This is a genomic window from Stappia sp. (genome assembly GCF_965276915.1).
Taxonomy (GTDB): Bacteria; Pseudomonadota; Alphaproteobacteria; order Rhizobiales; family Stappiaceae; genus Stappia.
On the sequence record NZ_OZ255709.1, the window covers coordinates 2953990 to 2977598 of the forward strand.

Consider the following 23609-nt stretch of genomic DNA (forward strand, 5'->3'; position numbering starts at 1 on the left):
TTCCGGTGAGAAGCGGCCAGGGCCGGCAGGTCCTGACGTGTGGGGCAGGGCAGGCGATCAGCTGGCGTCGGCCAGGCAGTCGCGCAGGGAGGTCGCCATCCCGCGGATCAGCTCCGCATAGAGGTCGGGACCGTCCTTGAGCGAACTGCCGAGCGGATCGAGAATGCCGGATTTCGCCGCCGTTCCCTCGATCACGACCGAGATCAGCTTGGGTTCGAATTGCGGCTCGGCGAAAACGCAAGCCGCGCCGAGTTCGCCGATCCGTGCGCGGATCTCGCTGACGCGCTCGGCGCCCGGCATGACCTCCGGGCTGACGGTGATCGAGCCGGCGGCGGGAATGTCGAAGCGCTTTTCGAAATACTGGTAGGCATCGTGGAAGACCACGTACCCCTTGCCGCGAACCGGGGCGAGTATCGTGCCGACTTCAGCAGTGAGAGCGTCGATACCGGCAATGGCCGCGGCCGCGTTGTCCGCATAGGCGTTGGCGTTGTCCGGATCGGCGGCGCTCAGGGTCTCCTCGATCTCGTGGATCATGGCCTTGGCGTTTTCCGGATCCAGCCAGACATGCGCATCGAATTCGCCGTGCCCATGTTCGTGGCCGTCTCCTTCGGCCTCGTGTGCGTGCTTCTCGCCAGCCTTCTCGTGATCGTCGTCATGATCATGTTCCGCGTGGTCGTGCCCCTCGTGATCGTGCCCGGCATGCTCCGCCTCGCCATGAGCGCCATCGTGGTGTTCATGCGCCTCGAAGGCGCCACCCTCGCGCAAGGGGAGCTTGACGAGACCATGTGCGTCGACGAGTTCGACGGCCGTCGCCTTGTCGCCGATCGTCTCGATCGGCTTTTCAAGGAAGGCTTCCAGTTCGTGACCGATCCAGAAGACGATATCCGCGTCCTGCAAGCGGCGCGCCTGCGAGGGCTTCAGGCTGTAGGTGTGAGGCGACCCTGCACCTTCGACGATCAGCGCCGGCTCACCGACGCCTTTCATGACTGCCGCGACCAATGAGTGAACCGGTTTGACCGAGGCGACGACGTCCGGGGCGGCCTGGCCGGCAGCGACGGAGGCGCCCAGGACAGTGGCGGACAGAAGCAGGGTGCGGAGCGGGTTCATGGCAATCCTCGTTTCGGGCAGGGCAGGTTGGCAGGTTGCGTCATGTTATAAGATCACAAGATTGCGTTACGCTATAACGTGTGCCATATAGGTCCGCAAGACCCTTTCGTGTTTTTGTCCTCGTGATGCGGATCACCGGCCTTGCCCGCCAGGAGCGGTGGCGGGACACTGGCCCATCCGATTCCAAACCTGGTCCGGCATGGTGAATTCCAAAGTGAAGGTAACGCAGGAAGCGCTGGTGAGCCTTGCGGGCGCGGGCGTGTTCCGCGACGGGCGCTGGCTCGTGCGCGGGGTCGATCTGGTCGTGCACAGGGGCGAGATCGTGACGCTGATCGGACCGAACGGGTCCGGCAAGTCGACCACGGCGAAAACGGCCCTCGGCATTCTCTCACCGAACGAGGGGCGGGCCGAACGCCGCGCCGGCCTCAGGGTCGGCTATGTGCCGCAGAAGCTCAGCATCGACTGGACGTTGCCCCTGACCGTGGAGCGCTTTCTCGCTCTCACCGGCAAGGTCGGGCAGGCGGCGACGGTGTCTGCGCTGGAAGCGACGGGCATTCCGCACCTGGCCCTTGCGGAAATGCGCAACCTGTCGGGAGGCGAGTTCCAGCGCGCGCTGCTGGCGCGCGCCATTTGCCGCAAGCCGGACCTGCTGGTTCTCGACGAACCGGTGCAGGGCGTGGACTTTTCCGGCGAGATCGCCCTTTACGACCTGATCGGCCGGATCCGCGACGATCTCGGCTGCGGCGTGCTGCTGATCTCGCACGACCTGCATGTGGTGATGGCCGCGACCGACCACGTGGTCTGCCTCAACGGCCATGTCTGCTGCCAGGGCGCACCGAGGGCCGTCGCCTCGAGCGCCGCCTACCGTCAGCTCTTCGGCGCCCGCGCCGATGCGACGCTGGCCGTCTACGAGCATCATCACGACCATACCCACCTGGAGGATGGGCGGGTGCTTCACGCCGACGGCTCGATCACCGAGCATTGCCATCCCGATGACGGGCACCATGACCATGACCACGACCATGACCACGGTCACGGCCATGCCGACGACAAGAGTGTCCCGACCGCTGGGAACGAGGCCGCAGGGCAGGGCGCCGGGGAGGCCGGGCATGCTCGATGATTTCTTCGTTCGCGCGCTCGTCGCGGGCATTGGCGTTGCGCTGGTCTCGGGTCCTCTCGGCTGCTTCATCGTCTGGCGCCGCCTTGCCTATTTCGGCGATACGCTGTCGCACGCGGCGCTTCTGGGCGTGGCGCTCGCCTTCCTGTTCGAGGTGAACATCACGCTGGCGGTGTTTGCCGTGTCGGTGCTGGTCTCGCTGGCCCTGCTGCTGCTGCAGCGGCGCGCCTCGTTGTCCTCGGACGCACTTCTGGGCCTGCTCGCCCATTCCTCGCTGGCGCTCGGCCTGATGGCGCTCGCCTTCATGAGCTGGGTGCGGATCGACCTGATGGGCTTTCTCTTCGGCGACATCCTCGCCGTGTCGACAACGGATATTCTCGCCATCTATGCCGGCGGCGTGTTCGTCCTTGTGGTGCTGGCCGCGATCTGGACCCCGCTCTTTGCGGCCACCGTCAACCGCGAACTGGCGGAGGCGGAGGGGCTGCGTCCAGACCGGGCAAATCTCGTCTTCATGATCCTGCTGGCGACTGTCATCGCGATTTCGATGAAGATCGTCGGAGTGCTGTTGATCACCGCGATGCTGATCATCCCGGCCGCCACGGCGCGCCGCCTGTCGGGCGGCCCCGAGCAGATGGCGGTGCTTGCGGCGGTGATCGGCGTCGTTGCCGTGATTGGCGGCCTCTTCGGATCGCTTGAATGGGATACGCCGTCCGGCCCCTCGATCGTGGTTGCGGCGCTGGCCCTGTTTCTCCTGAGCCTCAGTCCGCTGGCCGGGATGATTGCGGGAATGAGGCGCGGCGGAGCGGCCGCGAAAACGGAAGGCGAGAGACCATGAATGTGAGCCATCAGATGCCCGCGGGCCTGACGCGCAACCAGAGCCTCGTCCTGTCGGCCCTGTCACGGGCCAACGCGCCGCTCAGCGCCTACACGATCCTCGACCAGTTGCGGGAGGAGGGCTTTCGGGCACCTCCCCAGGTCTACCGCGCGCTCGACAAGCTGGTTGAAATGGGGGCCGTGCACCGGCTGGAAAGCCTCAATGCCTTCGTTGCCTGCCGTCATCCCGATTGCGACGGGCACGAGACCGTCGCCTTCGCCATCTGCGACACGTGCGGGATGGTCGCCGAACTGAGCGACGACGACCTTGCCCATCACCTCAAGGGCCTGGCGAAGAAAACCGGGTTCGTCCTGAAGAAGTCGACAGTCGAGCTGCGCGGAACCTGCGCGAGCTGCCACGCGGCCTGAGACACCTTGCCTGCCGTCAGCCGGCCGAATGAAGTCCGACTGACGCCTGCGGCAACAGGAAGGGCACATCCCCCGGCGGCAGGGCCGAGACTTTCAGTGGATGATCGAAGGCTTCCGAGACCAGCTTGTCGGTGATCACCTCGCGCGGACCGCCGCGCGCCAGCAGCCGTCCGGATTTCATCACCAGCACCTGGTCCGCGTAGAGCGCCGTCAGGTTGAGATCGTGCAGGACCGCGACCACCCCGCCGCCCCGGCGGGCATAGCCGGCGGCCACGTCCATGATCAGGAGCTGATGCTTGATGTCGAGACTGGAGATCGGCTCGTCGAGAAACAGCCAGCGCGGCGTGCCGTGCGGGCAGGGCTCCCAGACCTGGCAGAGCACGCGGGCCAGCTGCACCCGCTGCTGCTCGCCGCCGGAAAGCGACTGGTAGGCGCGCGGCGCGAAGCCCGTCAGATCGACCCGCTCAAGCGCTTCGGAAACGCGCCTGTGCGCGTTGTCGGCCATCGAGATCCCGCGCCTGATCCCGAGACGCACCACTTCGGCGACGGTGAGGGGAAAGGCGAGGCTGGTGTGCTGCGGAAGCACGGCGCGCAAGGGAGCCAGCGTCTCGGGCGAGACACCCTCGACACGGGTTCCGTTCAGCGCGACCGACCCGGAATAGCTCAGTTCGCCGGTGATCGCCTTGAGCAGCGTGCTCTTGCCCGAGCCGTTTGGCCCGACAATCACGCTCAGGCTGCCGGCGGACGCCTTGAAGGACACGCCATGGACGATGGGCGTTCCGGAGATCGAGACGGCAAGGTTACCGATCTCGAGAATGTTCGGGGTCACGGCGCTCATGCCTGGACCAGACCTTTCCGCCGCAGCAGGATCCAGAGGAAGAAGGGCGCCCCGGCAAGGGCTGTGAGAATGCCGATGGGCAGTTCGGCCGGCGCCACGATGATGCGGCTGACGGTGTCAGCCAGGATCAGCATGCAGGCGCCCAGCAGCGCGCAGGCCGGCAGCAGGTAGCGATGGTCCGGGCCGATTGTCAGGCGCAGAAGGTGCGGCACCACGATGCCGACGAAACCGATGCCGCCGCTGACCGCGACCGACGCGCCGGTCGCCGCGGCGACCGCGACGATGGCGATCGTCTTCAGCCGCTGCACCCGGATGCCGAGATGGCCGGCCGCCGCCTCGCCCAGGAACAGGGCGTTGAGGCCGTTGGCGAGAAACGGCACGCCGAGGAGCACGACGGCGATGATCGGGCCGGCCGTCAGCACCTTTTCCCAGGTGGCGCCGGCAAGTGACCCCAGTCCCCAGAAGGTGAGGTCCCGCAGCTGCTGGTCGTCGGCCACATAGACCAGAAGGCCGGTGATGGCGCCGGCGAGCGCGCCGAGCGCGATACCGGCAAGCAGCATCGTCGCGACCGACGTCATGCCACCGCGCGTGCCGATCCTGTAGAGGGCGAAGGTCGTCGCCAGTCCGCCGAGAAAGGCCGCCAGCGGCAGTGCATAGATGCCGGCCAGCTGCACGACCGGCGCCAGGAACGTACCGCCGAGAACGATCATCCCGGCGGCTCCGAGCCCGGCGCCGGCCGACACGCCGACAATGCCGGGATCAGCCAGCGGGTTGCGGAACAGGCCCTGCATCACTGCGCCGGAAACCGCGAGCGATGCACCGACCAGCGCGCCGAGCACCACCCGCGGCAGGCGCACCTCCATCATCACGATCCGGTCGCGCAGCGCGGAAGGGTCGGCCTGCGCGCCGTCCAGCAGGCCCTGGAAGCCGGCCGACAGGCTGATGCTGAGCGCGCCGCTCGAGAGCGAGATCGCCATCACGCACAGGAGCGCCAGAACCAGCACGGCGATGGCGAGCCGCGCAAGCGGTTCCCGGTCGCCCTGGCGTGCCTGTTCAAGTGCCCGTGAAGGCAGCAGGCGGGCGGGCAGGGACATGTCGCGCAAGCTCATGCCGGCGTTCCTTCCTTAGAGGCCGTGTTCGGCGAGCGCCGCCGAAAGGTCGCGCACGGCGGCTCCGGTGCGCGGTCCGAAGCCGAGCAGGTAGAGGCCGTCCATGCGGATCAGGCGCTTGTTGGCGCCGGCCGGTGTCTGCGCGATCGCCGGATGGGACAGGACGTCGTCGACGGGGGCGGCATGACCCTCGCCGCGGCTGATCATCAGGATCGCGTCCGGCGCGGCCGAGATGACAGCCTCGTCGTTGAGCTGCTTGTAGCCGGCGAAATCGGCAAAGGCGTTCTGCGCGCCGGCCATGGCCAGGATGCCGTCGGCGGCGGTGCCCGAACCCGACGCGAGAATGCGCCCGCCATTCATCGACAGGATGAAGAGCACGCGCGCGTTGCGCCCGCGCGCCTCCGCCTCCGCCGTGGCGGCCTCGAGTTCGGCCCTGACCCGGTCGGCCAGTTCGCCGGCCTTGGCCTCGACGCCGAGCGACGTGCCGATGACCTCGATCTTGTCGAGGATGCCCTTCTCGTCGTAGCCCTCCGGGACGGTGACATAGGGAACGCCGGCGGCCTTGAGCACTGTCAGGGTTTCCGGCGGGCCGCTGCCCTCCAGCGTCAGGATCGCATCGGGCCTGACCGACAGGACGCCCTCGGGCGCCAGCGCGCGCATGTAGCCGACATCGGGAAGCTCTGTCGCAGCCTCGGGATAGCCGCTGGTGGTGTCGCGCGCGACAAGCCGTCCTTCTTCTCCCAGCGCATAGACGATCTCGGTGACGGAGCCGCCGATCGCGACGATCCGCTGTGCATCGGCAAGGCTCTCGCCCTCGGCTGCAGCCGGTCCGGCCAGAGCCATCGCCAGGGCGAAGCCGGCGCCACTGAGCAGACGGGAAAGGCGGCGGGACGTGGCAGGTGTGGTCATGGCAGTCATGTCCTCATTCACTCCGCGGCAACGGCTTCGGGGCGCGGCAGGTCCTGGACCAGTTCGCGCCAGTCGGAACGCTCGACATTGCCTTCCTTGCGCAACCCGAAGAACTGGATGATCAGGGTGCCGTTCGCGTCATAGGCCTCGACGGAGGTGACATGGCCGTCCTTGGTCGGCTTGCGGACGGCCCAGGCCTCGGCGATGTGGTCGGTGCGCAGATGCAGATGGAAGCCGGGATCCATGACGTTGATCCACGGCCCCATGCTGGCGATCTTGGCGACCGGACCGGAGTGGATCTGGATGCAGCCGCGGCTGCCGACGAAGCACATGATCGGCAGCTCCGCTTCCGCCGCGCGCTGCAGCAGGTCGGCAACGGCGGACGGGTCGAGCACCCAGGCATTGTGCTCTCCGGCAAGCGTCAGGGCGTTCAGCCGATGGAGGTCGAGGTCGCGCAGCATGCCGTGGAACTGATGCGGGTCCGTCAGGCTCTGCCAGCGCTCGCGCAGTGCGTCCTGCTTTTCCGCGTCCGGCCGGGGACGCGAGGCGACTTCGGCGGGGACAACGTCCTGCAGCAGGCCGGGCTCCTGGTCCTCGGCGAGGAGACCCGTCACCAGTGCCTCCCAGGCACCGAGATCGGTCTTGTCGCGTGTATGGATCTTGTGCACCGCATCGCCATGCGCGTCGAAGAACTGCAGGCTGTGGCGGACGGTTCCGTCTTCCTGTGGCTTGGCGACGGCGAAACCGTGGACCCAGACAGCGGGGAACATGCGCGTGTCGATATCGGCGCCCAGCATCATCGCGGCGCGTTGGCCGGGAATGAACTTGTCGTAGACGCCGGCCTTCTCGTGCACGGCGCTTTCATTGCGGGTGAGCGCGAGGACTTCCCCGACGGCTTCCAGCCCCTTGAAGATGTCGTCGAAGCGGATGTCGATCCGCCGCACCGTGTCGCCGCAGAATGCCGCGACGAACTCCGCCTCGCTGAGCTCGAGCATGGCGGCGAGATCGCGCTCGCGCATCTTCGGATTGGCATCGCGCATCCGCCGGATGTGGTCGAAATCGGTAGTTTCACGCGTCATGGGTCACCTTTTGGGGATCGCGGTTTTCGCAGGCTGGCACTCACGGCCGTGCCGGAGCCATCTGCGGTTCCGCCAGTTCGCGCCCGCGCTTGCATCCCGTTTGCCAACTCGTTGCGAGAAAGGGGATTTCCCTGTCGGTCTCGCATGGCGGCGGGAGTGTGCTGGCTAAGGTGCCGAACGATTGCAGGACGATCGGAAACCCGATCTCATACTTGACTCAATTACTCATGTTTTGTATCGACATCAATACCTGAGTATGAGACTCAACTTCTATCAACATTCGAGAAGCAAGCAAGCGCGTGCCAGCGAGCGGTCGAGGAATGCGTGGAGTTTAGACATGGGGCTGGCAGGCTCGAACTGGAATGACGCACCGGCGCGCCGTATCGCGCGCCTCATGGGCGGCGTGGCGCTTTGCACGCTGGCCGGCCTTGCTCATGCGAACGCGCAGGACGTCGGCGACGGAGCGTCCGCCTCGCGAGCAACGGCGCTGCAGCGCATCGTCGTCGGCGCCGGCCAGGAAAAGGTCGCGATCGACACGCCGCAGGCGGTCACCGTCCTCAACCAGGAGGACATCGACGCCGAGCAGGCGATGACCGTCGGCGACCTCTTCCGCCAGGTTCCGGGCGTCAGCGTCATCGGCAGCGACCGAATCGGCGGCCAGTCCTTCAACATCCGTGGCATCGGCGACCTCGGCTCTTCCGACGAATCGAAGATCATCGTGTCGGTCGACGGCGCGGTGAAGTTCTACGAGCAGTACCGCATGGGCTCGTTCTTCTCCGACCCGGAGCTGTACAAGCGGGTCGAGATCCTGCGCGGGCCGGCATCCTCCACCCTGTACGGATCGGGGGCGATCGGTGGCGTCATCAACTTCACCACCAAGGATGCATCGGACTTCCTCAAGCCCGGCGAGACCGGCGCCGTCCGCCTGAAGACGATGTACGATTCCAACAAGGACGGTGCGCTCGCCTCGATCGTCGCTGCCTATCGCTTTTCCGAACAGACCGAGATGCTGCTGAACGGCAGCTTTCGTCGCTCGGGCGAGTATGAGAACGGCCTCGGCCAGGCGATCCCCGGCTCCGATTTCTCGTCTTTCTCGGGCCTTGCCAAGGTCACGCACCGCTTTGGCGACAACAACGAGCAGCAGGTGCGCCTGTCCTACCAGCGCTGGCAGAGCGATGCCGACGACACGGCCTATTCGCAGACCGGCACGCTGCCCTTCGGCACGATCGACCGCGAGATCACCGACCAGACGGTTGTTTTTGCCTATGAAAACCCGGCAAGCGACAATCCCTGGCTCGACCTGAAGCTGAACCTGTCTTTCTCGGACACGCAGGTGAACCAGGATAATGCCTCGGCGCCGATCCCGTCTCCGCTCTTCTTCGACAGCGAGTACGCCTATCGCACATGGGCGGCGAAGGTCGAGAACACGGTCGAGCATCATGGCGATCGCTTCGAGAATTTCTTCACCTTCGGCGGCCAGCTCAGCTACCAGGAGCGCATCGCCACCACCACGGTCGGTCCGGTTTCGTTCCATCCGGAGGGAACGGACACGAAATACGGCGTCTTCTTCCAGAACGAGTTCATCTGGGACGAACGGCTGACGATCATCCCCGGCGCGCGCATCGACTTCGTCAATCTGGAGCCGTCCTCGGCTGTCGTCGGCGGTGTGAGCCGGCAGGAAACGGCGTTCTCGCCGAAGCTTGCCGTGATGTACAAGGTGAACGAGACGTTCTCGCTGTTCGGCTCCGTCGCCCACACCGAGCGCGTGCCGACCCTCGATGAACTGTTCTCGAGCAATCCGCCCAATGGTGACTATCCCGGCGGGCGTGTCGGCAGCCCGGGTCTGAACAAGGAAATCTCCAACGCGGCCGAGATCGGCTTCACCGTCTCCGGCTACGACGTCTTCACCGGCAATGACAGCCTGCAGGTCAAGACCACCGGTTTCTACAACGACCTGAAGGACCTGATCGCGCCGAACCCGGCGACCGGACTGGGTACGCCGGTTCCCTACTATGTGAACATCAACAGGGCGAAGATCTTCGGCGTCGAGGTCGAGGCGGCCTACGATTCGGAATTCGTGTTCGCCAACCTGGCCTTCAGCCACATCCATGGCGAGGACAAGTCGACCGGGGCGACGCTGAACACGATCCCCGCCGACACGCTGGCCGTGACGCTTGGCGGCCGTCTTCCGGACCACGACGTGTCGTTCGGCTGGCGCGGCCTTTTCGCCGGCTCGATGGCGACCGGCGCGACCGCCGGCCGCACGTTCGGCGGGTATTCGGTGCACGATCTTTTCGTCGACTGGAAGCCGGACGAGGGAACCTTCGCGGGCTTCGAGATGCGCGGATCGGTCGAGAACCTCTTCGACAAGCAGTATCGAGCGAACCTTTCCGGCGACGACGGCAAGGGACGCACGTTCAAGCTGACCCTGGCAAAGACCCTCGGTTGGTAAGCAAGACAAGGAGCGCATGATGGGACGCGGGATCGAACTGGTGGCCGCGGCGGCATTGACTGCCGCCGCCCTTTGGGCAGGGCAGGCGAGGGCGGACGACCAGCCCCTGCAACAGGCCGATACCGCTCCCGCCCTCCATATCGAGCTGAACCGCGTCGCCTCGGGCGACGCGGACGGCTGCCGGTTGACCTTCGTCGTGCGCAACGCCACCGGCGCCGATCTTCCCGAGCCGCGCTTCGAGTTCGTGCTGTTCGACAGGGACGGCCTTGTCGACCGGTTGACCACGTTCGATTTCGGGGCGCTCGTGGCCGACAAGACCTCGGTTCGCCAGTTCGACCTCTCGGGCGTGTCCTGCGACCGGCTCGGCCGCATCCTGGTGAACGGGCCGGCCCGCTGCGGCGACGGTTCCGCGCCGCATTGCAAGGCGGAGCTCTCCCTTGCAAGCCGCGCCGACATTCCCCTGAACCGATAGGAAGCCGTTATGTCCTTCGCCGACATCCTCACCTCCGTCACGGGTTTTCTAGAGCTTGGCGGCCCGGTCGTCGCCGTGCTGGCGGGGCTCTCCGTGATCGCGTTGACGGTCGTGATTCTCAAGCTCGCGCAGTTCTGGCTGCAGCGCGTGGGCCGGCCGGGTCGCTCCGAGGCTGCCGTGCGCCTGTGGGCCCATGGCCGGCGCCGCGAGGCGTGGCAGGCGCTCGGGGACATCCGTAGCGCCTCCGAGGAGGCCGTCGCCATCGCCATGCAGGCGGCCGAGGCCGGCAATGCCGACAAGGCCCTGGTCGAGGAAGACATTGCCCGGGCGGCGACCCGCCGCCTGCACCGCTACAACAGCGGCATGAAGGGACTCGATGCCATCGCGCAGATCGCGCCGCTGCTGGGGCTCTTCGGCACCGTGCTCGGCATGATCGAGGCGTTCCGCGAGCTGCAGTCCGCCGGCAATGCCGTCGATCCGTCGCTGCTCGCCGGCGGCATCTGGGTTGCGCTGCTGACAACGGCCGTCGGGCTCGCCGTCGCCATGCCCGTTTCGCTCGTCGTCACCTATCTGGAAGGGCAGATCGAGAACGAGAAGGTTGCCATCGAGACGCTCGCCTCGGCCGTGCTGCTGGAGCAGGCGCGCGGCGGCCGGGTCGACGTCGCCGAGGTCGAGGAGGCGAGGGGCTACGAACGGGTGGCCAATGCGCATTGAATTCGCCAGCCCGCGCAGGCGCCGCCTGTCGCTGACGTCGCTGATCGACGTGATCTTCCTGCTGCTGCTGTTCTTCATGCTGTCGTCGACCTTCACGCGTTTCGCGCAGGTCGAGCTGGCGGCGCCGGGCGGCGGCGGGGGCGCGGGGGCCGCGCGCCCCGATATCTTCGCGACGGTCGATGAGGACGGGCTGACCGTCAACGGGACGCCTGTCGACCCGCAGGCTCCGGGAACAGCGGTCTCGTCCCTGGTCGAGGCCGGTGCGAAGACGGCGCTGCTGGTGCCGCGCGAGAGCGCGCGCGCCCAGGATCTGGTGAGTGCGCTCGAGTTGCTGCGCGGCGGCGGCGGCGCGCTGCAGGTGATCGTTGCGAGGCCCAGATGATCAAGGTTCGCCAGAAACCGCCGAAGCGCCAGGCGGAAAGCACCATCTCGCTGATCAACATCGTCTTTTTGATGCTGATCTTCTTCCTGATCGCGGGCCAGTTGTCGCCGCCGGCCGACCCAGACGTGTCCCTGGTCGAGACGACGGACGCACCGCCGCTGGCGCCGCCGGATGCGCTCTTTGCCGACAGCAACGGCAGTCTGACCTATCGCGGCCGCCCGACCGATGTTGCCTCCTATCTCGGGCAGGCGGGCGCGGGCGGCACGCCCTATGAGACACCCGACGGCGGGGCGGACGAAAGGGCCGGCGGGCCTTCCGTGATGCTTGCCGTCGACCGCGAGCTGGAGGCGTTGCGCGTTCTTGCAATCGCCGATGAGCTGTACCGGGCCGGGGCTGGCAAGGTGTCGCTCGTAACCAGGGGAGTTGAGTGATGAAGCTGAGACCGCATCATTTCCTGGCGGCCCTTGCGATTTCCACGGCCGTCCACGCCTCGACGGTCGCCGTCATCATGCACGAGAGCGAGAGCGTGCAGATGGAGGGCGGCGGCGCCATTCTGTCGGCGGAACTCGGCGATGCCTTCGTCGATGCGCTGCAGGCAGGCGCGGATGGCGAGCACAACGAGGTGACCAGCGAGACCTCCGAGACGGTGACGCCGATCGACGCTCTGGAAGGGGAAAAGCCGGTCGAGCACGCCACCGCGCTGAAGGAGACGACCGGCGAAGAGGCGAGCGCCCCGGATGTCCCGCAAAGCAAGGCCGTGCCGCCGGAGGAGGTCGTCGAGGCGCTCAAGCCTCCGGCCGAGGCAACGCCGACCGAGACCGTGACCGCGGAAGCCCTGTCGCAGGTCAGCGAGACGCCGCCGGCCCAGGAAACCGTCCAGGCCCGGCCGATGGAAATGGCGGCGCTGGCCCCGGCGAGCGCCGCGACGGTCGTTGCCACTGCGGTCGAGCAGCCGACCGAGACGCCGGAAGAGGCTGCACCCGTCCAGGCGAGCGTTTCGCCGCTCGAGGCGCAGCCGGTTCCCTCGACCGAGCAGCTCGAGGCGGCGGTCGCAACGCCGATGCCGCAGGCCAGGCCGAAGGATCTGAAGATTTCCGAGGTGCGCCGGGAAGCGCCGGCAAAGAAGGCGAAGACCGTCAAGCGTCAGAAGGAAAAGGCGGCAAGCGTCCGAACCAGGAAGACGACGAGCGGTGCCGGCGGCCGGTCGAGCGCCACCGTCAAGGCCGGCGGATCGCAGAACATCGGCAAGTCGAAGGAATTCGGCAATGCCGATGCCTCCAGATACACCGGCAAGGTCTATCGCAGGATCGACCGGGCGAAGAAGCGCGGCCGCATCGGCCGCCAGCGCGGCGAGGCTCTGGTGACTTTTGTCGTCAGCAGCAGTGGCGGGCTCGCCGGTGTCAAGCTGGCGCGCAGTTCCGGCAACGAGGCGATCGACCGCGAGGCGGTGAAGACGGTGCAGAGGGCGCAGCCCTTCCCGCCGATCCCGCCCGAGGCCCGGCGCAACAACTGGGCCTTCACGGTGCCGATCGTTTTTTGAAGGGACAATTGTTCGAAAAGGCCGGATTTGGACAAAACACGACAATTTTTTGCAATATTTGATTCAAAATTGCACCGGATTGATCGAAATTTTTTCCGGGCGGCAGACAGGCCGGAGGCGTCCCGCCTGTCACGGCGAAGACGCATGTCCCCGCTTCGTCGGGGTCTCTGTCCCCGTCGAGCCGGCCCGGAAATCCCCGCGCCGTGCAGCGGGGGTATGATGCCGGTCTTCCAGGCTCAGGTCCGGACCGGATGCTTGGCAAGGTTGCGATGGGCATGGCGCAGCGCGTCGGCGATCTCGCGGCGGTCGTCGCGGTTGCGCACGGCGGTGTTGGCATCGGTCGCGATCAGGCGCAGATGGGTCTTGAGCAGATGTGCATGTTCGCTGCGCGTTACCAGCGCCATGCGGCCGACCGCCGCGATCAGGCGCAGCGTCATCATCACGTTGCCGCTGGCCACGCGGCGCAGCGGATGCAGCGCGGTGCCGACGATCTCGCCAACCTCGATCAGTTCCAGCCAGACGCGCGGTTTCTCGTCATCATCGCATACCAGCGAGGAGGGCGCGCCGCGTTGCAGGATCATTCCCAGCGATGCCGACAACTGGTCGATGGCGCTGATCGCCGTATAGGGATCGTTGATGCCCGGGGAAAGTGCGCGCAACGCGATCTCGACGCTGAGATGGACGTTGAAGAGGATGTCGCCATCGGCGGCCCGCGCATCGGCCAGAAGGATCGAGGCATGCAGCACGTTCTCGTCGATCCGTTTTGCCTTGTCGCGCGCGCCGTCGTCATGGAGATAGGCAATCGGCGTGCTGGCCAGGATGAAGTGTCCGGGTCGGGCGACGACGCGCACGAATCCGTCCTTTTTCGTGGCCTCGTGCAGGATCGGCGGCGCCTCGACCGCCGTGACATAGCCTGAGCGGCGGGCGATGACGGCACGGCCCTCGCCATCGGGAACCGCGTCGCGGTCGTTGGCCTTTTCGGCCGGCTCCTCGTCCAGCAACCGGTCGATCGCCGAGCGCAGCGAACGCTGGGTTCGGCCGATTTCATTGTCGACCATCACCCGCTTGGCCGTGTCGTGCACGAAATAGACGACCTGGAAGAAGCTCAGCGTTGCCAGGGCGATGGCAATGGCCACGGCCAGCCGCGGGACCTCGTCGTCGCCCACGGCATAGAGCAGCAGGAGCGAATAGAGAAAAGTTGCCCCAAGCAGGCCGATGGTCGATTGATTGACACGATTGCCGGTGAAGGTTTCCAGCAGGCGTGGGCCGATGTTGCCGGCTGCCAGCGTGAAGACCACCAGCGTCAGCGAGTAGACAAGGCTGATCACGGTCATCATCGCGCCGGCAATCGTGCCCAGCACCGCGCGGGCGCCACTGACGGTGATGTCCAGGAAAGGCAAGGCCTCGAAGAGGGGCTCGAATAGACCCGACCGATCGACCCATGTGGCGGCGATCGCAAGCAGAACGCCGGTGCTTGCGATCATCGCCGGGACGAACAGGAAGCCGCGAACCAGACGGCGAAGACGGAGGAGCAGGATTGTCTCGAACAAGAACGTCCCCATTGACGGCGGATCAGGGCGGGCCCGCGTGAGAGGTTGCCCGCGAGATGACAGCATATCCGTATTTCGCCGCGCGGGACGAGGCCCGTTTTCGAAGGTGAGGATCCCGTGGCATGACGACGCCTGCCAACTGCCGGCATTGGCGAGGACGTTCGCAGCTCGTGCCTGCGCCATCTTTCTGGCCGGCGGTGTAGCTGTCGGCGGCATGTCGGCCGGGGCGCTTGCGGACGCGGTGCCGCTGCCCCGGCCGCGCCCGGTCGCACTTCCGGCCGGAGGGGGTGACGGGATTGATGCGCGCCGGTTTGCGGAACCGCTCGCGGGAGTGCTGCCGGACGCCGCCAGCGCACCGCTGCCGGTGTCGAAACCGTTGCAGTCGGCCGGATCGGGCCGGATCGACGCGGCCCCGGCACATGCGCCTGTCAGGCCATCTCCTGCGTCGCAGGCCGCGCCTGCCGCCGGTGCTCCGGGGGGCGGATGCCTCGTCGCGCTCGGCGCGGCGGGAGCCGACTTCGACGCGGTGCCGCCGATAGAAACCGGCTCCGCCTGCGGCATCGAGGCAGCGGTGATCCTGCGGCGTGTCGGCGACACCAACCTGCTGCCGCCGGCGACATTGTCGTGTGACGCCGCGCTGCGGCTCGCCCGCTTCACGCGGAGCGCGATCCTGCCGGAAACCCGGCGCCTCGCCGGTGCCGGCGTGCAGGACATGCTGATCGCCGCGTCCTACGATTGTCGCGGGCGGAACCGCGTGCCGGGCGCGCGGCTGAGCGAACATTCCTTCGGCCGGGCGGTCGATATCCGCGGATTGCGCCTGTCAGACGGCAGCGAGTTCGCGGTGACGCCGCGAGCGGACGCCGACCGCAGCATCCATGCGCGTCTTCAGCGGAGCCTGAGGCAGGCCGCCTGCGGTCCCTTCACCACGGTGCTGGGCCCGGGATCCGACGCCCATCACGACGATCACTTTCATTTCGACACCAAACCGCGCCGAAACCCCTATTGCCGGTAGGCGCGGGCAGGGCGCGATGCCTCAAGTGGGCGTGCAGCGGTAGATCGGGCCGTACTGGTACCAGAGCCGCCCCTCAAGCGTGGTCATCTCGAAGGTGAAACCGTTCCGCCGCAGCATCTCTTCCCAGTCGGCCTGGCTGGGCATGATTGTCAGGCCGCCGAAATACTGCTGGCGCACGATGCGGTACTCGGCCTCGGAGAGGCGGCCGTCATCGTGCCAGTTGTCGATCTCCTCGAAGATGATCTTGTTGTCGAGAAGCAGCGTCTCCCGGTCGAAGGCCTTGTCCCAGAAACTGAAGATGCGGAAGCCGTGGGCGAATTCCCCGTCGTTCAGTTCGCCGGCGCGATAGCGGGCGAGCAACCGGTCCGGGTCGAATGCATCGAAGGGAAAGTCCGGGGCCATGACAAAGTTGCGGGTGACCAGCGCGCCGCCGGGAACCAGCGTCTCGCGCAACCGGCCGAGCAAGACGTTCTGCTGCGCCAGGCTGAGAATGTTGGAAAAGACGCCGTCGCCGACGATCGCCGAAACGGGGCCAGGGAGGGCGGCGGGGAGGTTCATCCAGTCGTCGTTGAGGACGGTCTCGCGGGCCCGGAAGGCATCCGGCAGCGCGTTGCGCAAATAGGTGACGGCGCCTTCGCTGATATCCATGCAGGTGACCGCAAGGCCAAGGTCGTGCATCGCCTGGCGAACGCGCACGGTCATGCCCATGACAAGGGCTTTGCCGTTCGCTCCCTCCGCCGTCTCCAGCGTGTCCCTGACATAGGCCTGGTACGCGGCGATCTCCCGATCGTCCGGAGTGCCCGGCTCGAAGCCGACCATGTTGGCGCCGCCACCGGTGCGCTGCTCGAAATCGTTGATATCCCACCTTTTGCCCATCATGGCCTCCCTGGTCGAAATCGAATGAAAACGCCAATTTCCCCTACGTTATTCCTGAGTGATAAGGGGGTTGCAGTCTTTCGTCTAATTCGTTGAATCTATTTCTGATGTCCGGTTTGCGGCGCAGCGCGGCCAGGGCGCCTGTGTCACCCGGTTACGAGGTCGTGAATGATGGCCAGCGCGAAGAAGCAGAAGACGCCGCCGAACACGGCATAGGCCCGGTTCCGGTTCCGCTCGAACCAGCGCACCAGGGCGGGCGTCGAGAAGAGAGTGGCGGTGATCGAGTGACAGGCGACACCGAGGACCCCGCACAGGATGAGGATCGCGATCAGCAGCCGGCCGGAGGCATCCGGCGGAACGAACGCGGTGAGGATCGAGGCAAAGAACAGGGTCGCCTTCGGATTGGCGGCGCAGATCGCGAAGCCGGAGCGGAAGGCGACAAGCCGCGAACCGGCGACCAACGGGTTCGCCGCGCCGGCCCCGCCGGCCGTTCCGGCGAACGCGGCGCGCAGCGCCCTGAAGCCGAGCCAGAGCATGTAACCCGCGCCGGCGAGGCGCAGCAGCTGGAACCCTTGCGGGTAGGTCTCGAAGACGACCCGCACGCCGAGCACGGCAAGCGCCGCCCAAAGGAAACTGGCGGCGGCAACGCCAAATCCGGTCGCAAGCCCGATCGGCCGCCCGCCCGTCAGCGATGCGTTCATGACGGCGAACATGTTTGGGCCGGGCGTCAGCCAGGCGACGATGTTGATCAACGCGATGTTGAACAGGACGAGAAGCATGCCGGTCATGTCCATCGCGCTGATCGTCCCCGTCAGGATGCGGCTTGCGAGACCCTGACGGCCAGGGCGGCAACCACGGCGTCGCCCATCTCGGCGGTCGTCACCTGTTTCATGCCGGGCGACATGATGTCGGCGGTGCGCAGTCCCGCGTCGAGCACGCCATGCACGGCCGCCTCGATCCGCCGCGCTGCCTGCGGCTCGCCGAGACTGTGCTCCATCATCATCGCCAGGGACAGGATCGAGGCAAGCGGATTGGCAAGGTTCCGGCCGGCAATGTCCGGAGCCGAGCCATGGATCGGCTCGTACATGCCCTTGCCCGTCTCGTTGAGCGCGGCGGAGGGGAGCATGCCGAGCGACCCGGTCAGCATGGAGGCCGCGTCGGACAGGATGTCGCCGAACATGTTGGTCGTCACCATGACATCGAACTGCTTCGGCGAACGGATCAGCTGCATGGCGGCGTTGTCGACGATCAGGTGGTCGAGGGTGATGTCGGGAAACTCGTCGCGCACCACCCGGGTGGCAACTTCCCGCCAGAGCCGCAGCGCCTCCAGCACATTCGCCTTGTCGACGGAGGTGACGCGCTTGTCGCGGGTCCGTGCGATGGTGCAGGCGGCGCGCACGACGCGCTCGATTTCCGGCACGCTGTAGACGAGCGTGTTGTAGCCCTCCTGGTGTCCGTCGTCGGTGGTCCTCAGGCCCCTCGGCTCGCCGAAATAGATCCCGCCGATCAACTCGCGAACGATGATCATGTCGACGCCCTCGACGATCTCGCGCTTCAGCGTCGAGGCCTCGATCAGTTGCGGGAAGACCTTGACCGGCCGCAGGTTGGCGAAGGCGCCGAGCTGCTTGCGCAGGCCGAGCAGGGCGACGCGCTCGAGCGAGGCGGCGCCGGTCAGGTGATCCCACTTGGGCCCGCCCACGGCGCCGAGGAACACCGCGCTCGCCGCATCCGCCCTGGCGCGGGTCTCGTCGGGAAAGGCATTGCCCGTCGCATCATGCGCTGCTCCGCCGATCAGGGCCTCGTCGAAGGCAAGGTCGAGCGACAGGCCATCCTTGAGCGCCTGTGCGACCTTGCGTGTCTCGCGGGTGATCTCGGGTCCGATGCCGTCGCCGGCGAGGAAGAGAATGGTCTTCATGTGCAGTGTCTTTCCGGAAAACGATGGGACTGTGCCATGGGGTGAATGAGGTGTTTTGCGCCACAGGGTTGCAGGCCGACAAGAGTGAAAACGGCTGAACGCCTGGCTGCGCGAGGGCGCGCGTCCAAGCCTTCTGATCTGGATACCACTTTAGAGCGAGCGCGGGAAGTCGAACACGTATCCGTCGGGAATGCAGACCGGTCCGAGCAATGCCTTGAAGGCCTGCAGTTCCGCCCAGTCGTCGGAGGCTGCTAGCATGTAGAAGTTGCCGGAGTTCCAGATCAAGTCGACATAGCGCAGTTCGATCCGGATCGCGTCGACGACATGCTCTAGCGGAACCTGCCCCTTGACCATTTCGCCAAGGATGAATTCCTTTTCCTCAAGCTGGCCGGCATCGAAATATCTCGACTTGAAATCGCGGTCCTTGACCAACTCCCGCCGCAGGTATTCCTCGCGGCTGGCATGGGAGCATTTTTCCAGGCAGACGAAGATGCCGTCCCGGCGCAGGTTCTGCAGCACGAAGGGCACCTGCTCGTGACGGTCGGGGCCGTACATCTGGAAGGCCGTGTCCTCGTAGATGATGTCGAAACCCTCGGAAAAGCGGGCAAGCTCCGGTGTGTTGCGGATGCGGTGCCGGTCGAGCTCGAAATAGGGGCCGAGGTGAAAATGGCAGTCCGGCGGACGGTTGCGCTCGAACTCGCGGCGGTTGGCCTCGGTCGGACTGTTCGACAGCGATGCGACGTGCCCCCCGCTGTGCGCGACGACGGTGCGCGCGATGACGGCCTCCGCGTTGCCGACGGTCTGGAGGTGAGCCGTCCGCCGGAGGTTGCGGCTCTTGCCCGTCAGATAGCCGGTCATGGCGTTGCCCAGACGGCATTCCTCCTCGAGCACGTAGGGGATGCTGGCGAGGAAGTGGGCGTTGAACGTGCCGCTGTAGTCCATGTAGCGGTCATGGAAGGCGAGGATGTCCTCCCGCCCGCCGAACAGCGACAGGTCGGCGGTCACCTCGCGTTTCGACGGGTAGCCGGAACGCCCCGCGGCGATGGCCTCGAACGCGTCCACCAGCGAGGTGACCCGCGGCGATGTTTCCCAGTGCTTCTGCCGGTCGAAGCTTGTCTTGAGCATGACCGTTTCCTCCCTGCTGCCCGCAATCAGATCGTTGCGTGGGTGGCGTCCCGAACGATGCTGTTCGGTGCGCCGTCCTGGTACGGATGCCTGTGGGAATTGTGGGAGTTGAGGTCCTGGGCCGCCTGGTTGGTGAGCTGCAGCAACACGTCGTCGGGCAGGTCGCTGAAGTTGGTGCGCACCGCATCGCCCTGTTCGCCGAGCCCCATCAGGTAGCGCTCGATGATGCCGTCGTCGGCAGGGCCGACGGTGCCGTCGACCGACTTGCGGATCAGTCCCTTGTCGAGGGCAAGCTGCCAGAACACCGTGCCGGGATAGGCGGTGGTGAAGAAGAACACTTCCGGCCGGTAGTCCATCTCGATGCACAGGTCGACGGTCTCGCGGATGGTCTCCGCCGTCTCTCCGGGCGAACCGAACATGAAGGAACAGGAGGCGTAGCCCAGCACCCGGACGGTCTCCTGCACCGCCGTCTTGATCGTCGCCGGCGTCTGTCCGGACTTGTCGATCACCTTTAGGATGGTCGGGCTGCCGGTTTCAACTCCATAGGCGACCCGGCGCAACCCTGCGTCGTGGCCGAGTTCGAGCATGTTGCCGCGCCCCTCGCGGGCGGCCCGGACGATGTCGTTGGCCAGGATGTTGGTGCGGCAGGTGCCGCCCCACTCGACGCCGCGCTTCGGCAGCCCGCTCTTGTGGAGCTCCGCATAGAATTCGAGAGCCCACTTGTAGGAGGTGAGCATCAGGTCATCGAGGACCTCGATATACTCCACCCCGTATTCGTAGTGCAGATATTCCATCTCGCGCACCACGTCGGCGGGCGGCCGCGAGCGGTAGGCGGTGCCCAGATAGTCTGAGAAGCAGTACTCGCAGGTGTAGGGGCAGCCGCGCGAGGCGATCATCTCGGCCGAGAACTTGCCGCCCGACTCGGGCGCGCCCTGGTTCCATTTACGCCCCTGGTTGAGGTGACCGACCGGATTGACCCGGTAGGTGTTCTCGATGTCCCACAGGTGGCGGAGCGGCCAGGGCATGTGGCCGAGCTGCTCGGCGGTCATCGTCCGGCGCGGCGGGTTGCGGCGGATCGCCGTTCTCTCGCCGTGGCTGTCGGTCTCGTAATAGGTGACCCCGGCGACGCCCTGCATGGATGCGCCCATCTCGATGCGGTGCAGGATCTCCGAAAAGGTGAGTTCGCCCTCGTGCTGCGAGACGTAGTCGACCGGCAGGTGCTTCAGCATGAAGTCGGGCATGGCCGAGGCGACGCCGCCGCCGAGGACGATCGGCACGTCGGGCAGCTTGTCCTTGCAATAGGCACAGATCTTCTTGATCTGGGCGTATTGGGTGATGATCCCGCCGATGCCGATGACGTCCGGCTCGCCGGCCAGGGCCTCGTCGAGGCGCGCGAAGAGCCAGGCGTCGTAACCGGGATCGAGGGTGCTGATCGGCACGCGCCGGTCGGCGTTGAGATCGAGCCGGGTGAGACGGTGGCCGTCCATGATGGCGCCGGCGGCGACATAGCCCTGGCCGATCGGCAGCACGTTGGGATAGGACCACTCGCGTACCGGCGTGTTGATCAGCAGGACGTCGAGACCCTCGTCGCGTGGGGCAAAGTCCTCGGCGCTCTTGCGGGTGGTGATGCGTGGAACGCCGCCTTGCGCGAAGCGGGGCGTGTCGATGAGTTCGTACAGTCGCTGGAACGTGTCAGGCATAGGCCAGCCTTTCCTTGTTCACCAGGTCACGCACCTCGGTGCCCAGATAGGTGAGGGATTGCTCGATGGTCGCCTGGGGCAGCCGGCCGCCGAGATTGCACTCGGCGATGACCCCCTCGACGTCGAGATAGTCGACAATCTCCGACAGCCGCCGGGCGACATCGCGCGGCCCGCCATAGATCAGCTTGTCCTTGAGAAGCTCCGCATAGGAGGGCATCTCGACCTTGTACTTGCGAGATTGCCGCTCGATCGCGGCCATGGTGCTTGCCCGCGGCTCTTCCTGGCCGGAGCGTGTGTCACGGCCCACATGGATGGGCGCGCGCAGCAGCACCCGCGCCGCGCCCTCGTGTCCGGCCGCCTTCCACGACGAGCGGTAGAGATCGACGCAGTCCTTCAACTGGGGAACGGTCATGCCGCGCAGGCCGATGAGGATCGGGTAGCCCATCCGCCCCAGATGATGGAACGCCTCCTTGCGGTTGATCGCGAACCAGATCGGCGGATGCGGCTGCTGCAGCGGGCGCGGCACGAGGTTGACGGGTTCGAAACTGTAGTGCCTGCCCCGGTGGCCGTATGTCTCGTTGGTCCAAAGGCCCTTGATGATCTCCAGCGCCTCTTCCTGGCGCGCGGTGCTTTCGGCAAAGTCGACGCCGAAGCCGCCATAGGCCTTCTCGTCCATGCTGCGGCCGACGCCGAACTCAAGCCGGCCGCCGCAGATATGGTCGAGCGCGGCGGCATCCTCGGCGATGCCGACCGGGTTGTGCAGGGGCAGGATGCTGACGCCGATGCCGATGCGGATGCGGCTTGTGCGGGCGGCCAGCGCGCTGGCGATCACCATCGGCGTCGACGATACGGACGGGATGCCGGCACCCATCGTGCCCTTCGCCGCATCCTCGCCGGCGAAGTGCCGCTCCACCATCCAGAGCGAGTCGATGCCGCAGCGGTCGGCATGCTCGGTGATCTCGAACGCCTCGGTGAAGGCGGCGGCCTCGCCCCGTCCGGGACGCAGGTCGCATTCCATCACGATGCCGATATGCATGCCGGCCCCTCCGTTTTTCCGGCGTGCAGCACCGTTTCGGTGCAGTCGGCGAGGATCTGCATGCCGTGATTGAAAATCTCTTCCTCGATGACGACCGGGGGCATCACCTTGATGACCGATCCGGACGGGCCGCATGTGTCGATCAGAAGGTTGTGCTCGAAACACAGGCGGGTGATGGCCGAGGCCCGTCCCGGCGTGTCGAGTTCCACGCCCCAGATCGCGCCGCGCCCGCGAATGTCGCGGATCTCGCCATGGGCCTGCCGCAACCGCGCCCCCCAGCTGCGCATCGAGGTTTCGATCGCGGCCGCGCTTCGGCTGGCCCGTCCGTCGCTCCAGAAGGTGCGGATCGCCTGGGTCGCGGCGACGAAGGCGAGATTGTTGCCGCGAAAGGTTCCCGCATGCTCGCCCGGCTGCCAGATGTCGAGCTCGGGTTTCATCAGGACGAGGGAGAAGGGCAGGCCGAAACCGGACAGGGATTTCGACAGGCAGATGATGTCGGGTTCGATCCCGAAGCGTTCGAAGCTGAAGAACGGCCCCGTGCGTCCGCAGCCCATCTGGATGTCGTCGACGATCAGCAGGATGTCGTGCCGCCGGCAGAACGCGGCGATGCCTTGCAGGAATGCCTGCGAGCCGATATTGACGCCGCCTTCGCCCTGCACGGTCTCGATGATCAGTGCCGCCGGAAGCTCGTAGCCGCTGCCGGCCCGGCCGATGCAGCTTTCCAGAAGGTCGAGCGTGTCGATCCCGCCGGCGAACCCCTCATAGGGAAAGAAATAGGTGTCGCGCAGCGGCAGATGCGAGCCGGAGCGCTTCTTGGCGCTCGCGGTCACCGCGAGCGAGCCCATGCTGACGCCGTGAAAGGCGTTGGAGAAGGCGATGACGTGCCGGCGCTTCTTGATCTTGCGCGCAAGCTTGAGTGCGGCCTCGACCGCGTTGGTTCCTGTCGGGCCGCAAAACTGCAGGCGGTAGTCCATGTTGCGCGGGGCGAGGATCTGCGACGCGAACACCTCGAGAAACTCGAACTTGGCCGCCGTCATCATGTCCATGCCGTGCAGGATGCGGTCCTCGGCGAGATACCTGGCGACCGCCTCTTTCAGTTCGGTGGCGTTGTGGCCGTAATTCAGCGACCCCGCGCCGCAGAAGAAGTCGATATAGGTCTCACCGGAGATGCATTCGAGATAGGGTCCGCGGGCCCTGTCGAAGACGACAGGAAATGTTCGTGAATACGACCTTACGGAAGATTCCCCAGGGTGATGAGGATTTGCGGCAATGGAGTGCGCATTGGGCATGGTCTCACCTGAAAGTAATGACAATGCGGCGACCCGTAAGGTCAGGGATCATGACCTAGAGTAAGAAAAAGATAGACTGCATTTCCAGTGAGAGCAATTACAGGTTGTAATACTATTTACATATAACTTGAGATGGAAAAAGCCG

23 protein-coding genes are annotated in these 23609 nt (G+C 66.1%); 10 read left to right on the top strand and 13 right to left on the bottom strand.

What is annotated here, in order from left to right; all coding sequences use genetic code 11:
* Positions 1–57: 57 nt before the first annotated feature.
* A complete protein-coding gene (gene znuA / locus ACQY46_RS13610) occupies positions 58–1107 on the bottom strand; it encodes a zinc ABC transporter substrate-binding protein ZnuA (RefSeq protein WP_428696579.1) in 1050 nt (349 codons plus the stop codon).
* 199 nt (positions 1108–1306) lie between these two features.
* Between znuA and ACQY46_RS13615 the strand changes: the two genes are divergently transcribed.
* The 3 genes from ACQY46_RS13615 to ACQY46_RS13625 are packed head-to-tail and all read left to right on the top strand — an operon-like array spanning position 1307 to position 3466.
* Positions 1307–2227: an ATP-binding cassette domain-containing protein gene (locus tag ACQY46_RS13615; protein ID WP_428696580.1), complete on the top strand. Its 921-nt coding sequence runs from the start codon at positions 1307–1309 to the stop codon at positions 2225–2227.
* Positions 2217–3059: a metal ABC transporter permease gene (locus ACQY46_RS13620; RefSeq protein ID WP_428696581.1), complete on the top strand. Its 843-nt coding sequence runs from the start codon at positions 2217–2219 to the stop codon at positions 3057–3059. The genes ACQY46_RS13615 and ACQY46_RS13620 overlap by 11 nt, the downstream gene beginning before the upstream one ends.
* Positions 3056–3466, top strand: coding sequence for a transcriptional repressor (locus ACQY46_RS13625; RefSeq protein WP_428696582.1), 411 nt, complete (start codon positions 3056–3058; stop codon positions 3464–3466). Before ACQY46_RS13620 ends, ACQY46_RS13625 begins: the two co-directional genes overlap by 4 nt.
* Positions 3467–3482: 16 nt before the next feature.
* On the opposite strand, the gene ACQY46_RS13630 is transcribed toward ACQY46_RS13625, so the two are convergent.
* Genes ACQY46_RS13630 through ACQY46_RS13645 form a run of 4 tightly spaced genes read right to left on the bottom strand, consistent with a single transcriptional unit; the run spans position 3483 to position 7401 of the window.
* Positions 3483–4283, bottom strand: coding sequence for a heme ABC transporter ATP-binding protein (locus tag ACQY46_RS13630; RefSeq protein ID WP_428700487.1), 801 nt, complete (start codon positions 4281–4283; stop codon positions 3483–3485).
* Between the two features lie 17 nt (positions 4284–4300).
* Positions 4301–5413, bottom strand: coding sequence for a FecCD family ABC transporter permease (locus tag ACQY46_RS13635; RefSeq protein ID WP_428696583.1), 1113 nt, complete (start codon positions 5411–5413; stop codon positions 4301–4303).
* 15 nt (positions 5414–5428) lie between these two features.
* On the bottom strand, positions 5429–6331 hold the full coding sequence (locus ACQY46_RS13640; protein ID WP_428696584.1) for a heme/hemin ABC transporter substrate-binding protein: 903 nt from the start codon (positions 6329–6331) through the stop codon (positions 5429–5431).
* An 8-nt stretch (positions 6332–6339) separates the two neighbouring features.
* Positions 6340–7401, bottom strand: coding sequence for a hemin-degrading factor (locus ACQY46_RS13645; RefSeq protein WP_428696585.1), 1062 nt, complete (start codon positions 7399–7401; stop codon positions 6340–6342).
* A gap of 337 nt (positions 7402–7738) precedes the next feature.
* Here ACQY46_RS13645 and ACQY46_RS13650 point away from each other — a divergent pair, with 337 nt between their 5' ends.
* From ACQY46_RS13650 to ACQY46_RS13675, 6 genes are read left to right on the top strand one after another with little or no spacing between them, the layout of a single operon-like run.
* Complete coding sequence (locus ACQY46_RS13650; protein WP_428696586.1) at positions 7739–9853, top strand: TonB-dependent hemoglobin/transferrin/lactoferrin family receptor; 2115 nt, start codon at positions 7739–7741, stop codon at positions 9851–9853.
* Between the two features lie 19 nt (positions 9854–9872).
* Positions 9873–10325 (top strand): hypothetical protein, encoded by a 453-nt coding sequence (locus ACQY46_RS13655; RefSeq protein WP_428696587.1) that lies wholly within the window; start codon positions 9873–9875, stop codon positions 10323–10325.
* 9 nt (positions 10326–10334) lie between these two features.
* Positions 10335–11039, top strand: a complete 705-nt coding sequence (locus tag ACQY46_RS13660; protein WP_428696588.1) for a MotA/TolQ/ExbB proton channel family protein — start codon at positions 10335–10337, stop codon at positions 11037–11039.
* Positions 11029–11421: a biopolymer transporter ExbD gene (locus ACQY46_RS13665; protein WP_428696589.1), complete on the top strand. Its 393-nt coding sequence runs from the start codon at positions 11029–11031 to the stop codon at positions 11419–11421. The genes ACQY46_RS13660 and ACQY46_RS13665 overlap by 11 nt, the downstream gene beginning before the upstream one ends.
* The gene (locus tag ACQY46_RS13670; protein WP_428696590.1) at positions 11418–11852 is read left to right on the top strand and encodes an ExbD/TolR family protein; all 435 of its coding nucleotides are present in this window, start codon (positions 11418–11420) and stop codon (positions 11850–11852) included. Before ACQY46_RS13665 ends, ACQY46_RS13670 begins: the two co-directional genes overlap by 4 nt.
* Positions 11852–12961, top strand: coding sequence for a TonB family protein (locus tag ACQY46_RS13675; protein WP_428696591.1), 1110 nt, complete (start codon positions 11852–11854; stop codon positions 12959–12961). Before ACQY46_RS13670 ends, ACQY46_RS13675 begins: the two co-directional genes overlap by 1 nt.
* 236 nt (positions 12962–13197) lie before the next feature.
* On the opposite strand, the gene ACQY46_RS13680 is transcribed toward ACQY46_RS13675, so the two are convergent.
* Positions 13198–14511, bottom strand: coding sequence for a DUF2254 domain-containing protein (locus tag ACQY46_RS13680; protein WP_428696592.1), 1314 nt, complete (start codon positions 14509–14511; stop codon positions 13198–13200).
* Positions 14512–14842: 331 nt separating this feature from the next.
* Here ACQY46_RS13680 and ACQY46_RS13685 point away from each other — a divergent pair, with 331 nt between their 5' ends.
* Positions 14843–15523: an extensin family protein gene (locus tag ACQY46_RS13685; RefSeq protein ID WP_428696593.1), complete on the top strand. Its 681-nt coding sequence runs from the start codon at positions 14843–14845 to the stop codon at positions 15521–15523.
* Between the two features lie 21 nt (positions 15524–15544).
* On the opposite strand, the gene ACQY46_RS13690 is transcribed toward ACQY46_RS13685, so the two are convergent.
* The 7 genes from ACQY46_RS13690 to ectB form a co-directional block, all read right to left on the bottom strand.
* Entirely contained in the window at positions 15545–16402 is an 858-nt protein-coding gene (locus tag ACQY46_RS13690) for a class I SAM-dependent methyltransferase (protein ID WP_428696594.1), read from the bottom strand.
* Between the two features lie 143 nt (positions 16403–16545).
* Positions 16546–17193, bottom strand: a complete 648-nt coding sequence (locus ACQY46_RS13695) for a LysE family translocator (protein ID WP_428696595.1) — start codon at positions 17191–17193, stop codon at positions 16546–16548.
* A gap of 17 nt (positions 17194–17210) precedes the next feature.
* Positions 17211–18314 (bottom strand): 3-isopropylmalate dehydrogenase, encoded by a 1104-nt coding sequence (leuB, locus tag ACQY46_RS13700; protein WP_428696596.1) that lies wholly within the window; start codon positions 18312–18314, stop codon positions 17211–17213.
* Between the two features lie 150 nt (positions 18315–18464).
* On the bottom strand, positions 18465–19439 hold the full coding sequence (locus ACQY46_RS13705) for a class I SAM-dependent methyltransferase (protein WP_428696597.1): 975 nt from the start codon (positions 19437–19439) through the stop codon (positions 18465–18467).
* A 26-nt stretch (positions 19440–19465) separates the two neighbouring features.
* Entirely contained in the window at positions 19466–21139 is a 1674-nt protein-coding gene (locus tag ACQY46_RS13710; RefSeq protein ID WP_428696598.1) for a B12-binding domain-containing radical SAM protein, read from the bottom strand.
* The gene (locus ACQY46_RS13715; RefSeq protein WP_428696599.1) at positions 21132–22175 is read right to left on the bottom strand and encodes an LLM class flavin-dependent oxidoreductase; all 1044 of its coding nucleotides are present in this window, start codon (positions 22173–22175) and stop codon (positions 21132–21134) included. The genes ACQY46_RS13710 and ACQY46_RS13715 overlap by 8 nt, the downstream gene beginning before the upstream one ends.
* Entirely contained in the window at positions 22157–23464 is a 1308-nt protein-coding gene (gene ectB, locus ACQY46_RS13720; RefSeq protein ID WP_428696600.1) for a diaminobutyrate--2-oxoglutarate transaminase, read from the bottom strand. The genes ACQY46_RS13715 and ectB overlap by 19 nt, the downstream gene beginning before the upstream one ends.
* Positions 23465–23609: the final 145 nt, after the last annotated feature.